The sequence below is a fragment of the Streptomyces sp. NPDC093065 genome, from assembly GCF_044754585.1.
Classification (GTDB): Bacteria; Actinomycetota; Actinomycetes; order Streptomycetales; family Streptomycetaceae; genus Streptomyces.
The window spans coordinates 599,835-614,623 of sequence record NZ_JBIVPJ010000001.1 but is presented as its reverse complement, the minus strand read 5'-3'; the positions used below and the strand labels follow the sequence as shown (position 1 = coordinate 614,623).

Annotated in this window: 11 protein-coding genes and 2 pseudogenes; 5 read left to right on the top strand and 8 right to left on the bottom strand. The window is 72.5% G+C overall.

Features of this window, described 5'->3' with window-relative positions:
• Positions 1-71 precede the first annotated feature (71 nt).
• The 7 genes from ACIQFU_RS02655 to ACIQFU_RS02625 form a co-directional block, all read right to left on the bottom strand.
• Entirely contained in the window at positions 72-1,376 is a 1,305-nt protein-coding gene (locus ACIQFU_RS02655) for a hypothetical protein (RefSeq protein ID WP_402548427.1), read from the bottom strand.
• On the bottom strand, positions 1,373-3,610 hold the full coding sequence (locus ACIQFU_RS02650) for a CDP-glycerol glycerophosphotransferase family protein (RefSeq protein WP_402548425.1): 2,238 nt from the start codon (positions 3,608-3,610) through the stop codon (positions 1,373-1,375). Before ACIQFU_RS02650 ends, ACIQFU_RS02655 begins: the two co-directional genes overlap by 4 nt.
• 7 nt (positions 3,611-3,617) lie before the next feature.
• Positions 3,618-5,828, bottom strand: a complete 2,211-nt coding sequence (locus ACIQFU_RS02645) for a CDP-glycerol glycerophosphotransferase family protein (protein ID WP_402548423.1) — start codon at positions 5,826-5,828, stop codon at positions 3,618-3,620.
• Between the two features lie 141 nt (positions 5,829-5,969).
• Positions 5,970-8,255, bottom strand: coding sequence for a CDP-glycerol glycerophosphotransferase family protein (locus ACIQFU_RS02640; protein WP_402548422.1), 2,286 nt, complete (start codon positions 8,253-8,255; stop codon positions 5,970-5,972).
• A 165-nt stretch (positions 8,256-8,420) separates the two neighbouring features.
• On the bottom strand, positions 8,421-9,368 hold the full coding sequence (locus ACIQFU_RS02635; protein ID WP_402548421.1) for a carbohydrate ABC transporter permease: 948 nt from the start codon (positions 9,366-9,368) through the stop codon (positions 8,421-8,423).
• Entirely contained in the window at positions 9,365-10,720 is a 1,356-nt protein-coding gene (locus tag ACIQFU_RS02630; RefSeq protein ID WP_402548419.1) for a carbohydrate ABC transporter permease, read from the bottom strand. Before ACIQFU_RS02630 ends, ACIQFU_RS02635 begins: the two co-directional genes overlap by 4 nt.
• 4 nt (positions 10,721-10,724) lie before the next feature.
• On the bottom strand, positions 10,725-12,116 hold the full coding sequence (locus ACIQFU_RS02625) for an ABC transporter substrate-binding protein (protein ID WP_402548418.1): 1,392 nt from the start codon (positions 12,114-12,116) through the stop codon (positions 10,725-10,727).
• A 360-nt stretch (positions 12,117-12,476) separates the two neighbouring features.
• Between ACIQFU_RS02625 and ACIQFU_RS02620 the strand changes: the two genes are divergently transcribed.
• The 4 genes and pseudogenes from ACIQFU_RS02620 to ACIQFU_RS02605 all read left to right on the top strand — a co-directional run bounded on the left by ACIQFU_RS02620 (position 12,477) and on the right by ACIQFU_RS02605 (position 13,986).
• Positions 12,477-12,971, top strand: a complete 495-nt coding sequence (locus tag ACIQFU_RS02620; protein WP_402548416.1) for a hypothetical protein — start codon at positions 12,477-12,479, stop codon at positions 12,969-12,971.
• Entirely contained in the window at positions 12,968-13,360 is a 393-nt protein-coding gene (locus tag ACIQFU_RS02615; RefSeq protein WP_402548414.1) for a hypothetical protein, read from the top strand. Before ACIQFU_RS02620 ends, ACIQFU_RS02615 begins: the two co-directional genes overlap by 4 nt.
• A pseudogene (locus ACIQFU_RS02610) lies at positions 13,357-13,437 on the top strand (hypothetical protein); the annotation flags it as partial. The gene ACIQFU_RS02615 and the pseudogene ACIQFU_RS02610, both read left to right, overlap by 4 nt.
• Before the next feature lie 219 nt (positions 13,438-13,656).
• On the top strand, positions 13,657-13,986 hold the full coding sequence (locus tag ACIQFU_RS02605; RefSeq protein ID WP_402548490.1) for a hypothetical protein: 330 nt from the start codon (positions 13,657-13,659) through the stop codon (positions 13,984-13,986).
• 39 nt (positions 13,987-14,025) lie between these two features.
• Here ACIQFU_RS02605 and ACIQFU_RS02600 read toward each other — a convergent pair whose 3' ends face one another.
• Positions 14,026-14,415, bottom strand: a complete 390-nt coding sequence (locus ACIQFU_RS02600; RefSeq protein ID WP_402548488.1) for a hypothetical protein — start codon at positions 14,413-14,415, stop codon at positions 14,026-14,028.
• Between ACIQFU_RS02600 and ACIQFU_RS02595 the strand changes: the two are divergent.
• Positions 14,393-14,779: pseudogene (locus ACIQFU_RS02595) on the top strand (VOC family protein); the annotation flags it as partial. The gene ACIQFU_RS02600 and the pseudogene ACIQFU_RS02595 sit on opposite strands and share 23 nt — an antisense overlap.
• Positions 14,780-14,789: the final 10 nt, after the last annotated feature.

Genomic DNA, 14,789 nt, shown 5'->3' with positions numbered 1-14,789 from the left:
ATTCGGGGCATTTGCCGTATGTTCCCGATGGGGTCCGGCCCATGACCCCAAGTCACCTCAACGGGTGACGCTCAGCCGACCGCCCCCGCCCGCTCCGGCTGCCCCTGCGCCGGCAACGGCACCCGGCCGCCCCGCACCACCGGCTCCAGCAGCAGCGGCACCCCCACCACCGGCAGCAGCCACGCCAGCACGATCAGCCGCTCGCCCCAGATGTTGATGTCCGGATGCCCGGCCTGCGTCAGTACCCCGGTGAACGCCGCCGCGACCAGGAAACCGCCGACCGCGCCCCCGCGCCGCAGCGCACCCCACGCCCCGGCGGCCAGCGCCGCCGCGAACAGCGGCTGCCAGGCCTGCCGGCGCAGCCACTCCACCCAGAAGTTGCCCTGCAGCTGCCAGAACTCCGGCCACGGACGCGCACGGTCGGGACGGGCGTAGTGGTCGGTGAGCAGGTCCTGGAGGCTGTCCGCCTCGGAGGGGTAGTGCAGCAGCCGCGCCAGCAGCAGGGTGCCGGCCACGCCCGCCAGGCCCACGGCGGCGAGCGCCAGCACCTCGCGGGGCGCCGGACCGCCCGGCCGCCGGCGGCGTCGCCGGTGCCGGCGCAGGCCGATCACCCCGCCCGCCGCCGCCAGACCGAGGCCCAGGAAGAGCGCCTGGGAGTGCTTGACCGCGAACAGGGCGAGCAGCGAACCGGCGACCAGCGCGAGCCCGGTCCGCGGCCGCCCCGCCCGCAGCACCAGCGCGCAGCCCCAGACCGCCGCCAGGGTCAGCGCCATCAGCAGGCCCTCGGTCATCGGGCGCATCGCCGTCGTCCCGCACGGCAGCACGTAGTACAGCGCCTGCCCGGCCAGCGCGAGCGGCGCCGGCACCGCCAGGGCCCGCAGGATCAGGAAGACCAGGACGCCGCCCACGCCCGCGATCACCACCCCCGCCGCCCACAGGCCCCACGTCACCCCGAAGGCCAGGACGAACGGCACCAGGAACGCCGGGTAACCCGGGCGCGCCTCGAAGATCGCCATGAAGCGCTCCGACATGTACGGCACGGTGTGCCCGCCGGTCTGCCCGGCCGCCAGCCGCGGCTCGACCGCCGCCCACTCCTGCGCGCGGCACTCGGCCGTCACCTCGGCGGTGGGATCGGGGCGGTGGAAGCGGACCACGTGCACGCTCTGGTTGCGGCGGGCCTGCTCCGCCCGGCTCGCGCACACGTACTCGATGGTGGCCGTCGCCGCCCCGCGCTTGCTCTCACCGGCCAGGCTCAGCGCGTACGACAGGTAGTTCCTGGTGTCGGGGGTGTCCCGGCCGGTGACGTTCGCCAGCTGGAGCGCGGCGAACACGGCGACCAGCACCAGCCCGCCCGCGACCGGGCCGCGGGGTCTCATGTGGAGGGCAGCAGGTCGCGTCCGGACGGGACGCCCCGGGCGCCGGGGACGCCCGACGGTTCCGGGCCGGGCATCGGCTCGCCGAGGAGCAGCGTCCGCACCACCCGCTCGGCGGCCCGGCCGTCCTCGTACTCGCAGTACCGGGCCCGGAAGGCCGCCCGCAGCCGGGCCGCCTCCTCGTCCCGCCACGCCCCGGACGCCAGCAGCCACGCCAGCTCCCGGTAGGAACGCGAGACGTGACCGGGTGCCTCCTCGGTGACGTCGAAGTACGCGCCGCGGGTCGCCGTGTACGGGCCCCAGTCGTCGGCGTGGATCACGACCGGGCGGTCCAGGAGGGCGTAGTCGAACATCAGGGCGGAGTAGTCGGTGATCAGCAGGTCCGAGGCGAGCATCAGGTCCTCGACGTGCGGCTCGTCCGTCGCGTCGACCACCACGCCCCGCCGGTGCAGCTCCGACAGGCCCAGGCCGCGGGCCGGGCCGGTGGCGAGGGAGGGGTGCAGGCGGACCAGCAGGGTGTGGTCCTCGCCGAGGTCGGCGGCGAGCCGGGCCACGTCGAGGCGTTCGACGAGCCCGCCGCGCCGGTACTCGCGGCGGGTCGGCGCGTACAGCACGACGGTGTGGCCGTCGGGGACGCCGAGCCGCTCGCGGACCCGGCGGCCGTCCTCGGGACCGGCGTCGACCAGCACGTCGTTGCGCGGGCTGCCGGTGCGCGCGGACGCGAAGTGGCAGGGGTAGGCCCGCTCCCAGATCCGCTCCGCGTACCGGCCCGCGACCAGGCTGTGGTCCCAGCGGTCGGCCCGGCGCAGCATCTGCGGCACGTCCAGGCCGTGCCGGGCGCCGGGCCTGCCCAGCAGGTCGACGCCCATGTACTTGAGCGGGGTGCCCTGGTGGGTGTGGATGTGGACGCTGCCCTCCCGTTTCGCCACCGTGCCGGGCCAGTTGACGTTGTTGACGAGGAACGCCGCCCGCTCGGTCACCCGCCGGTAGGCGGCGCTGCCCAGGAGCACGTGCTCGGTGCCCGGCGGCAGCAGCGCGGGGTCGGCCGCGCACTCCTCGTCGCGCACCACCCACACCCCGCGCAGGTGCGGGGCCAGTTCCCGGGCCGCGCGGTGGATGGCCGCCGGGTCGCCCAGCACCCCACGGTGGGAGAACGCCGAGTACACGACGAGGTCCGGGTCGAGAGGACGGCGCACGTGCACGGCGCTCGCGGCCCGGCGAAGCCGCCCGGCGGCCGCGCCGCGCGCCTGCCGCGTCCGGCGCTCCAGCTCCCGGGCGGCCCGCCCGGACTGCCGGCGCAGCAGGTAGGCGGCGTACGGCCCCTCCAGCACCCGGAGTTCGGCGGGAACCGTGGCGCCCTTCGGCCGGTACGCGCGGAACATCCGGGCGGTGCGGTGGAAGAACTCGGCCCGGTCGGACGGCGGCAGCCGGTCCGGCTTGGACAGGATGTCCAGGCAGTGCTCGCCCATCTTGGCGTGCAGGAACGGCCGCCACCGGCTCGCCAGTTCCGGGCGGGCGTCGAGGAAGGCGAAGACCCGCTCGTACTGCGCGTGGACGTCGAAGTGCTTGCGGCTGGTGGTCGACAGGATGTTGCCCTGGCGGCGCTGCCGGTAGTTCAGGCAGATGCGGTCGAGCGCCGCGATCCGCTCCGCGCTGAACATGACCGGGAAGGTCCAGGGCGTGTCCTCGTAGTAGCCGGGCGGGAAGGTGAAGCCCTCCCGCTCCACGAAGTCGCGCCGGTAGACCTTGTTCCACACCACCATCAGCAGGTCGAGGATCTCGGGGTGCCCGGCCGCCGTGAACGTGCCGCCGCCCGCCTCCGCGAGCACCCGGGCCAGGACGTTGCGCCGGGTGCCGCCCCACCAGTAGGTGCGCGCGTAGTCGAAGACCAGCACGTCCGGATCGTCCGTCTCCGCGAGCCGGTCGGCCATGGCGCGCAGGGCGCCCGGGGTGAGGGTGTCGTCGCTGTCGAGGAAGAAGAGGTAGTCGCCCCTGGCGTGCGGCATCCCGGCGTTGCGGGCCCGGCCCAGGCCGACGTTCTCCTCCAGGTGCAGCACGCGCACCCGGTCGTCGCGGGCCGCGTACTCGTCCAGGATCGCCCCCGAACCGTCCGGGGAGCAGTCGTCCACGGCGATCACCTCGATGTCCCGGAAGCACTGGTCCAGGACCGAGTCGAGGCACTCGCGCAGGAAGCCCTGCACCTTGAAGCAGGGGACGATGACGCTGAAGCGGGGCACGGCGGGGTCAGCTCCTTACGAGGGTGGCGGCGGCGGGGGCCGGGACGCGCCGGGCGAGCGGGACCACGGGCGGCAGCGCCTCGGGCGGCTCGCCGAGCAGCACCCGGCGTACGACGCGCTCGGCGGCCCGGCCGTCGTCGAACTCGCAGAACCGTTCCCGGAAGGCCGCCCGCAGCGCCGTCGACTCGGCGTCCGCGTAGGTGCCGTCGGCGAAGAGGCGGGCCAGCTCCAGCGGCGTGCGCGCCACCGGTCCCGGCGGGGCCGCCATGAGGTCGAAGTAGACGCCCCGGGTCTCCCGGTAGACGTCCCAGTCGTCGGCGTACACGACGATCGGGCGGTCCAGGTTGGCGTAGTCGAACATGATGGAGGAGTAGTCGGTGACCAGGGCGTCCGCGGCCAGGCACACGTCCTCCGAGGAGCGGTGCGCGGTCACGTCGACGATCCGGCCGGTGCGGGCCCGCCGCCCGCCCCAGTCGTAGAAGTAGTGGGCGCGCAGCAGCACCACCACGTCCTCGCCGGCCGCCTCGCAGAACGCCTCCAGGTCCAGGCCGCCCGCGCCGAACCCGCTCTCGTAGTCCCGGTGGGTGGGCGCGTACAGGACCGCCGTCTTTCCCTCCGGGACGCCCAGTTCGCGCCGGACGCGGGCCACGTCCTCGGCGGTGGCCGTGCAGTAGACGTCGTTGCGCGGGTAGCCGTACTCCAGGTGCTCGTAGGAGCCGGGGAAGGCGCGCTCCCACATCTGGGTGGAGTGCCGGTTGGCGGACAGGTTGTAGTCCCAGCGGTCCACCCGGCCCAGGAGCTTGGTGAAGCTTCCGGTGGCCGCCGCCACCACCGGGTACGGCGACTGGTCCACGCCCATCGTCTTCAGCGGCGTGCCGTGCTGCGTCTGCAGGTGCACGCTGCCGGGGCGCTTGACGACGCCCTCGGCGAAGTTGGCGTTGTTCACCAGGTACGTGGCGCGGGCCAGCACCTCCCAGTACCGGTGGCTGCCGATGACGGCGTGCTCGACGCCCTCCGGCACGGTGTGCGCCTGGTCCGGCTCGACCAGGAACACCGACCTGAGGTGCGGGGCGAGTTCGCGGGCCCTGGCGTGGATCGCGGCGGGGTTGCAGGCGTAGCCGCGGCCCCAGTAGGCGCAGTACACGACGAGGTTCGGATCCAGCGGGCGGCGCAGATGGCGGCGGTAGCGCAGCCGGGTGCGCAGCCCGCGCGGCCACGGCAGGCGGCGCAGGACACCGGCCGCGGCCCGGTTGGCGGCGCGCAGGGCGCGGAAGCCGGTGTACGAGCCCGACGCCAGCAGCCGGTGCTGCACGCCGAGCCGCCCGCCCGGCGGCCGGAAGCCCGCGGGGCGGTGGCGCCGGTAGAGGCGGCTCGCCCGGCGGTAGAAGGCGCGGCGCCCCCGCCGGGGCAGGCGCCGGGGATGGGCGGCCGTCTTCAGGACCGCCGCGAAGAGCTGTTCGAACAGCGGACCGAGCCGCTGGACCGGCACACCTCGCTCGACGGCGTACGTGAGCGCCAGTTCGGCCTGGTCGAGCAGGTCCGCGTGGTGCTCGCCGGGCAGGTTCAGCCGGTTGCCCTGGCGTCGCACCCGGTGCCGCACGACCACGGAGCGCAGTACCGCCACGCGCTCGGCGCGCACCGCGACCCGGGCGCCGAAGCCGACGTCCGTGAAGTGCCCGTCGGTGAAGTCCAGCCCGCGCTCGGCGAGGAAGGTGCGGCGGTGCACCGCGCTCCACGCGGGCAGGTGCACGCCGGTCAGGTGCGGGGCGCGGTCGGGGGCGAAGGCGCCGTCCGGGGCCTTCGCCAGCAGCGGGGCGGCCGGGTTGGTGGTCTCGCCCTCCCACCAGGGCACGCGCTCGTGCTCGAAGTACAGGACGTCGACGCCGCCGGTGTCCGCTAGGCGCGCGTCGAGGTCCGCCAGCGCGCCCGGCACGAGGACGTCGTCGCCGTCGAGGAACAGCAGGTACGCGCCGGTCGCCGCCCGCATCCCGGCGTTGCGCGCGCCGGCCAGCCCGGCCGAGGGCGGCGAGTGCACGGGCGTCACCCGGGAGTCCCGCCCGGCGTGCTCCCCGGCGACGTCCGCGGCGGCGCAGTCCGGACCGTCGCAGACCGGGATCAGCTCGAAGTCGCCGAAGGACTGGCCGAGGACGGAGTCCAGTGCCTGGGAGAGCCGCCCCGCGACCCCATGGGACGGGACGATGATGCTGAAGCGGGGCATACTGCTCTTTCTCTTCTTTCGTGGTCCCTGCAGGTCGCGACGGCGGGCCCGGCCGCCCCGTCGGCCGCCACGTGGGCGGCCGGGTCGGAGTGGGCCGCGACGAACTGCGGGGCATGGGAACTCCCGTTGGGCAAACGGTGGTCAGAGGCTGTCGGTGACGGTGCGCGGCCCCGCGGGTTGCGGCACCGTGGTCAGCGGGGTGCGGACGAGGGCGGCCGCGGCCGAGGGGGCGGGGCGGCGTTCGGCGAGCGGCACGACCGGCGGCAGTCCGCTCTCGCCGAGGACGACCCGGTGTACGACGCGGTCGGCGGCGCGGCCGTCGTCGTACGGGCAGAACCGCTCGCGGAAGGCGGCCCGCAGCCGCGTGGACCGGGCCCCGCGCCAGTCGCCGCCCGCGAAGACGCCGATCAGCTCGTCCTCGTCGCGCGCGATGAGGCCCGGCGGGAAGGAACGCAGGTCGACGTAGGTGCCGCGGACCGCCTCGTACGCCTCCGGCTCGTCGGCGTGGAGCACGATCGGGCGGTCCAGGGCCGCGTAGTCGAACATCAGGGACGAGTAGTCGGTGACCAGGGCGTCCGAGGCCAGGCACAGCGTCTCCACGTGCGGGTGGTCGCCGACGTCCAGCACCCGGCCGCCGGAGGCCGTGAACGCCCCGCCGTGGGCGGGGTGGGCGCGGGCCAGCACCGTGAAGCGCGGGCCGAGACGGCGCACGACCCGCTCCAGGTCCAGGGCGGCGCGCTGGGTGCGCCGGTAGTCGCGGTGGGTGGGCGCGTACAGGATCGCGACCGTGCCCTCGGGGATGCCGAGGGTCTCGCGCAGGCGGGCCACGTCCGCCGCCGTCGCCCGCTGGAGGACGTCGGTGCGCGGCTGCCCGTACTCCAGGGTGGTCCAGCCGCCGGGGTGGACGCGTTCCCAGGTCAGGGTGGAGTGGCGGTTGGCGGAGACCACGTAGTCCCAGGTGCCGGCCTCCCGCAGCAGCCGGGCGAAGTCGGTGCCGCGGGCGGCGCCCGGGCGCTCCTGGAGGTCAAGGCCCATGTGCTTGAGCGGCGTGCCGGCCTGCGTCTGCACCAGGATTTGGCCCCGGCGCCGGACCAGACCGGGTTCGAAGGCCGCGTCGCACACCAGGTAGCGGGAGCGGGCCAGGGCCTTCCAGTGGGCGGCCGTGCCGGGGGTCAGGCGGCGCGTGTCCGGCGGGACGGTGTGGTGGTGTGCGGGGTCGGCGGCCCACGCCGTGCGCACGTGCGGGGCGAGGCGGCGGAACGCCTCCTCCAGCGCGCCCGGGTCGCGTCCGTACCCCCGGTTCCCCTCGACGGCGAAGACGGCGCGGTCGGCGCGCAGCGGCAGGCAGCGCTGGACGCGGTAGTGCAGGCGGAGGGCGCCGGTCCGCGCGGTGCGCAGGAGGGCCCGCGTGACCTTCGCCGTACGGCGGCGCAGGGCCGACGCGAGGCGCAGGGTGGCGTAGGTGCGGCGCAGGCCCAGGCGGAGCAGGGCGTGGCGCAGGCGGACGGGCAGCGGGGCGGGGGCGCCGGGGACCCGGTGGCGGCGGCAGTGGACGCGGGCCCGGCGCAGGAACTCGGCGCGCAGGGAGCGCGGGACGCGGTCGGGGTGGGTGTACACCGTCGTCAGGTGGTCGGCCATGCGGCGGTACAGGAGCGGCCGCCAGCGGGCCAGCTCCGCGGCGGACTCCGGGTGCGTCTCCACGCGCGCGTCCAGGAACGCGAAGACGCGGTCGTACTGCGTGAACACGTCCAGGTGCCGTTCGCTCGGCGTGCCGAGGATGCTCCCCCGCAGGCGCTGCCGGTAGTGCACGCAGACCCGGTCCAGGGTGGCGACGGACCCCGCCGTCATCAGGACCGGGTACGTCCACGGGGTGTCCTCGTAGTGGCCCGGCGGGAAGACGAGACCCTCGCGCTCGGCGAACTCCCGCCGCACCGCCTTGTTCCAGGCCACCATCAGCAGCCGCAGCAGCCCCGGCCGGTCGGCGAGCCGGAACGGCGCCGGGCCCTGCTCGGTGAGGTGCGCGGCGGCCTGGTTGCGGACCGTCTCGCCGGTCCAGTACGTGCGCGCGTAGTCGTAGACCAGGACGTCCGGCTCCCCGGTCTCCTTGAGCCGGTCCGCGATGCCCCGCAGCGCGTGCGGGGTGAGGGTGTCGTCGCCGTCGAGGAAGACCAGGTAGTCGCCGCCCGCCCGTTCCATCCCGGCGTTGCGGGCGGGCCCCAGGCCCTCGTTGCGCGGCAGGCCGAGGACGCGGACGCGCGGGTCGAGGGCCGCGAACTCGTCGGCGATCGCGCCGCAGGCGTCCGGCGAGCAGTCGTCGACCACGATCACCTCGAAGTCCGGGTACGACTGGGCCAGCACCGACTCCAGGCACGCGTGCAGGTACGCCTGCACCTGGTACGCGGGGACGATGACACTGAACCGGGGCACGGGGACATCCATGGGTCGGCGGGATCGGCGCGGGCGTTCTGCCCGGCAACGGCCCCCGGAGCGACTTGGTTACGGTCCCCGAGGCATTCGGGGGACGTTGTGCCCGTACGGATGAGGGGGCGCACCGGTGACCGGTACGCCCCCTCAAGGGTGGTGCCGCGGCGGTTACTTGACGGCGCCCGCCATGACGCCGGAGACGAACTGCCGCTGGAACGCGAAGAACACGGCCAGCGGGATCACCATGGAGATGAACGCTCCCGGTGCCAGCACGTCGATGTTGTTGCCGAACTGCCGTACCTGCGTCTGCAGGGCGACCGTGATCGGCTGGCTCCCGGAGTCCGAGAAGATCAGCGCGACCAGCATGTCGTTCCACACCCACAGGAACTGGAAGATGCCGAGGCTCGCGATCGCGGGCCCGCCGAGCGGCATCACCACCCGTGCGAACAGCCGCAGTTCGCCCGCGCCGTCCAGCCGGGCCGCCTCCAGCAGCTCCCTCGGGATCTCCGCGAAGAAGTTCCGCAGCAGGAACACCGCGAAGGGCAGGCCGAAGCCGACGTGGAAGAGGATCACGCCGAGGATCGAGCCGAACAGGCCGATCTTGCCGAAGAGTTCGGCGATCGGGATGAGGGCGACCTGCACGGGCACGACGAGCAGGCCGACCACGGCCAGGAACCACCAGTCGCGGCCCGGGAAGTCCATCCACGCGAAGGCGTATCCGGCCAGCGCCCCGATGACCACGACCAGCACGGTCGCGGGCACGGTGATCAGCGCGGTGTTGAGGAGGGAGGAGGTGATGTCGCCGTTCTTCAGCAGCTCCTCGTAGCTCTGGAAGGTCAGCTGGGACGGCTCGGTGAAGACCTTCCACCAGCCGCTCGCCGCCATGTCCTGGGGCGTGCGCAGCGAGGACAGCAGCAGCCCGATCGTCGGGACCAGCCAGAACAGGCCCACCACGATCAGGAACACCCGGACGAGCCCGCCGCTGACGGCCTCGGCGAGCCGGGACCCGAGCGACTGCTTCGCCCTGACGCTCCTGCCGGGCGCCGCGGCGGTGGTCCCGGTCCCGGGGCCGGGCCCCGGTCCGGTTCCGGTGAGGGAACCCGCGTCCGCGGTCATCGCCGCACCTCCCGCCTCAGTCGCCGTACGTTGAACCACATCACCGGGATCACCAGGAGCAGCAGGAACACCGCGATGGCGCTGGCGATGCCCGGCTGGTCGGAGGCGAATCCCTTGCGGTACAGCTCCAGTGCGAGCACGTTCGCGTCGTCCTGGGAGGAGCCCGGGGCGATGATGAAGACCAGGTCGAAGACCTTCAGCACGTTGATCATCAGGGTGACGACGACCACCGCGAGGACCGGTGCGAGCAGCGGCACCGTGACCCGTCTGAAGACCTGCCACTCGTTGGCGCCGTCCACCCGGGCGGCCTCCAGGAGCTCACGGGGCACGCCCGCCAGCCCGGCCGCGATCAGCACCATCGCGAAGCCCGCCCACATCCATACGTACGATCCGATGATCGCCGGGGTGACGAGGGAGGGGCCGAGCCAGTTCAGGCCGTTGTACGGCTCCTTGAAGTTGTCCGCGGGCAGTCTGAGCAGCGCCCCGTCGGCCGCGGCGGGCAGCGTGAAGGTGCCGTCCCCGGCCGCCCTGGTCGACGCGACGACCTTGCCGTCCTTGACCGCCTCGATCTTCATTCCGGCATAGCCCAGCTCGGCCGCGTCGACGGCGCCGAGCTTGCCGACGCCCTTGCCGCGGGTGAAGTCCTGCCAGGTGGTGCCGGTGACCTTGCCGTCCTCGGGCTCGGCGGCCACGGCGTTCTTCGCGGCGTCGGGCATCAGGTCGGGGGCGACGCCCACGAGGGGCAGGACGACGGGGGTGCCCGCGCCGACCGGCTGCTTCGTGATGAACGCGCCGCCGCCGGCCGCCTCCAGCGGCGAGTCCCGGCCCGGGTGCGCCTTCGGGAACGCGGACGACTCGGCGAACGTGTCGTGCACCCCCACCCACACCGCGTTGGCGACGCCCTTGTCCGGGTCCTGGTCGTACACCAGGCGGAAGATGATGCCGGCCGCGAGCATGGAGATCGCCATCGGCATGAAGACGACCAGCTTGAACGCCGTTCCCCAGCGGATGCGTTCGGTCAGCACCGCGAAGATCAGACCGAGCGCGGTGGCGACCGTCGGCGCGAACACCACCCAGATGATGTTGTTCTTCAGGGCGGTGCGGATGCCGTCGTCGGTGAACAGCGCCTCGTAGTTGTCGAACCCGGCGAAGGAGTCGCCGGACTGGTCGTAGAAGCTGCGGATCAGCGAGTACCCGATCGGGTAGACCACGAGCGCGCCGAGCAGCACCAGGGCGGGCAGCAGGAACAGCGCCGCCACGGACCTGCGGGTGCCGGTCACGCTCTTGCGCGACTTGGGTGACTTGGGGGCGGCGGGGCCCGGTGAGGCTCCCGCCGCCGTGGCCGACGTCATCGCGTCAGCCTCCGTAGGCGGCGGCCGCGTCCGCCTCCAGCTTCGCCTGGGCGCCCGCGACGTCCTTCGGGTTCTTCAGGAAGTCCTGCAGCGTCTTCCACTCGCCCTTGCCGGGGGTGCCGCCGAAGGCCTGCGGGGCCTGGTCCGACATGTCGAAGCGGAAGTCGTCACCGGCCGCGACCAGCGCCTCGGCGATCTTCTTCTGCACCTCGTTCGGGTAGGCCGATGCGTCGAGGCCCTTGTTCGGCGAGAGGAAGCCGCCGAGCTTCGCCTGGATCTCCGCCGCGTCCGGCGAGGCCAGCCAGGTGGCCAGCGCCTGCGCCGCCTTGGAGTCCTTGAGGACCACGGCCGCGTCGCCGCCGGACACCACCGGCGCGGTGTCGCCGACCGCCGGGAACGGGAACGCCTTCGCGTCCGTGCCGACCTTCGCCTCGGTCTCACCGATGTTGACCTGGACGAAGTCCCCCTCGTAGACCATGCCCGCCTTGGGCTGGTCGCCGCCGGTGAAGGTCTGCGTCACCGAGGCCGGGAACTCCGTCTGGAGCGCCCCGGAAGCGCCGCCCGCGACGAAGTCCTTCTTGCCCCAGACCTGGGCGAGGGTGGTCAGTGCCTGCTTGACGGACGGGTCCGTCCACTTGATCTCGTGCTTGGCGAGCCGGTCGTACTTCTCCGGGCCCGCCTGCGAGAGGTAGACGTTCTCGAACCAGTCGGTGAGCGTCCAGCCGTCCGCGCCGCCGACGGAGAACGGCGTGACACCCGAGTCGTAGACCGTCTGGGCCGTGTCGAGCAGCTCGTCCCAGGTCTTGGGCTCGGCGGCGCCCGCGTTCTCGAAGACCTGCGCGTTGTACCAGATCAGCGACTTGTTGGCGGCCTTGTAGTACACGCCGTACTGCTTGCCGTCGACCTTGCCTATGTCCTGCCAGCCCTGCGAGTAGTTCTCGCCGAGCTCCTTGGTGGCCTCGGCGCCCAGCGGCTTGGCCCAGCCCTTGTCGACGGCCTGCTTGATGGCGCCGGGCTGGGGGAGCAGCGCCACGTCCGGCGGGGCGCCGCCCGCGATCTTCGAGCCGAGGAAGTTGATGATCGGGTCCTGGGCGGGCACGAAGGTCACCTTGACGCCGGTGCGCTTCTCGAACTCGGCGAGGACCTTCTTGAAGTTGTCCTGCTCGGCGCCGGTCCAGACGGCGGCGACCTCCAGGCTCTCTCCGTCCAGTTTCGGGAGGGTGACGGAGGAGGCCGGCTCCTTCCCGCCGTCGGCCTTGTCGCCGTCGCCCTTGTCGTCATCGCCGCCGCCGCACGCGGTGAGCGAGAGCGCGAGCGCTCCCGCGGCGAGGGTGGCGGAAAGCCTCGTGGCCCTCTTGACGGTTCTGCGTGTCCGGATGGTGCTGCTCGTGCGCATCACTGCCCCGTTCTTCGTTCCTCGTCGAACGCTCGGCGCTGTCCCGTGGGCTCTGGTGTACGCCAGGGGGATGACAGCGGCAAGGGCGCGTCCGTGGTCAACGGGGGGATCGTGACCGCGTCGTGACCGTGATCAGAAACCCGGAGTGGGCGCGGGCGGCGCGGGTGCGGCTGCCCCCGGCGCCCCGATTCACGCCTTGGCCACTGCGATCTCGCGTGCCCGTACGGACAGCTCCCGTACACTCCGGGTCTCGGCGTACGGCGTCAGGTCCTTCCGCTGGCCGCGACCCGGTGCGGGCTGACCGTGCCGCGGAGCGTCATCACGAACGATTCTGACGCGGCCCGCAGCTTCGCGAAGGACGTGACCGGACCGCTGATCTGCAAGCCCGTCCTCGGTGGCCGACTCGATGTCGGCGGGGAACGGCGCCTGATGGTGGCCACGCACCGCGTAGACCCGGCCGACTTCGACGAAAGCATTCGCGCCACCGCGCACTACTTCCAGGAAGACATCCCGAAGGCGTACGAGGTGCGGCTGGTCGCCGTCGGCGGACAGGTCTTCGGCGGCAAGCTGATCACCACGAGCGAGGCTGCCGGTACTGACTGGCGCACCGACTACGACCACATCGAGTACGACACCGTGGACGTTCCCGGCGACATCGCCACCGCAGTCCGTCGGTTCCTCGCCCACTACGGCATCGCCTTTGGTTCCTTCGACTTCGCCGTGACTCCTGCGGGACAGTGGGTGTTGGTGTTCTTCGAGAACAACCCATGCGGCACCTGGAGTTGGGTCGAGAACCGTACTGGCCTTCCGATCGCCGCGGCGCACGCGGAGTACCTGATGGGAGACACCGCATGACCTGGCCCGACGACGGCGCCTCCGCCGCGGCCCGCCACCAGATGGCCGCTGACCTCGCCCGCGGTGGCGAGAGCGATTGGATCGACGCGTTCACCGCCGTCCCCCGGCATGTCTTCGTGCCCCGCTTCTACCGTCAGGACGCCGCCGGAGCCTGGCAGTCAGTAACCTGGGAAGACCCCGGCTACCTGGAGACGGTCTACCGTGACGACGCGCTGACGACACAGCTCGACGATCACGGCGTACCCACCAGCTCATCGAGCCAGCCGTCGATCATGCTGCGCATGCTCGAGGCCTTGGACGTCGACGGCGGGGACCAGGTGCTCGCACCGGCACCGGCACCGGCTACAACGCGGCCTTGCTCTCCCGTCGGCTCGGTGCTTCGAACGTGACCAGTGTCGACATCGACACCGGACTCGTTGAGGCTGCAGCGCGGCACCTGGACACAGTGGGCCTCCGGCCGACCGTAGTAGCCGGCGGCGGGTCGCGGGGCTGTCCCAGCAGAGCGCCGTACGGCCGGGTCATCGTCGTCCCGCTCGGGTACGGACTTGTCCGAGTGACAGTCACAGGCCCGGGTCACGCGGTCGGCAGCTTCCTCGACACTCCGGCGTTCTTCATGGCCCGACGTGCCGATGGAGAACCTCCGCAGTTCGAAGAGGTCGCCCGACAACCGACGACCATCAGCCGAGTGCCACTCACAGACCTGCTCGGACGGCTCAAGTTCCCCGCATCGGTGGCCCTGCCCGGATACCACTCGTGCTCCTGGAACAACGCCGAGGGAGAACTCGAAACAGTGGGACTCTGGACACCTGACGGCTCAACGGCCACCGCGCACGTGTCCGGAGCCGTGCGCCAGTGCGGCCCCCAACGGCTGTGGGACACCGTCGAGGCCCTGGCAGAAGTCTTCGACGGCGAACCGGCCCGCGAGGACTTCCGGCTGACCATCACCCCTACTCGACAGGTCATGTCCTACAAGGGCCCACACGGGCCCAGCTGGGAACTCCCGCCTTCTCCGTAGCCCGGGTGGTCCATGTGGGCCTGCCGTCCGGCGTGGAGGTCAGGCGTCGGGGTCGACGTCGGGGTGCGTGAACCGCACGGGCTTGCCCAGCGACCGGGCGTAGGTGATTTCGGCTCGGGTGCTGTCTCCGATGTAGGGGCCGACCACGAGCACCTCATCAGCGAGCCTGATCTTCGCTCGGTGCAGATCGTCGAGTCGAGCCTTCAGCGCCTCGGCCTCGGCGGGAACGGACCAGAGTTGGTGCGGTGACTTCATGTCGCAGCCCGGCTTGACGACAATCCTTCCGGCGCTGGTCTCCCGCAGATCGGCCTCGGTCATCTCGGTCATGAAACGGGTGGAGCCGCAGATCACGATGATACGCGGGAGGCCCAACTGCTGTTTCGCTTCGGCGAGTTTCTGCTCGGGAGTGAGCGGCGGCGGGTATGGCACTGGTTCCTCCGTGTTCCATCCGGAGAGGGTCGCCGCCTTCTGGTGCGAGGTCCTGGGCTTCGAGGCGATCGACCGGAGCGAGGGCAGGGTCGAGATCGGCTCCTGAGTGCCGACCGTCGAGGATGTCCGGGCCCGCCAGATGCCGTCCACCCCGCAGTTCATCCGGGTGCCCGAGGGAAAGACCGTGAAGAACCGGCTTCACCTCGACGTCAGCCCGATCGACGGCAGCACCGAGGACGAGGTCAACAGATTGCCCGGCCTCGGCGCCACCAAGACGGACGTGGGCCGGGGTGCGGACCGGAACTGGGTGGTCATGGCAGACCCCGAGGGCAACGAGTTCTGCGTCCTGCGCACCCTGGCACCGCAGAACCAGG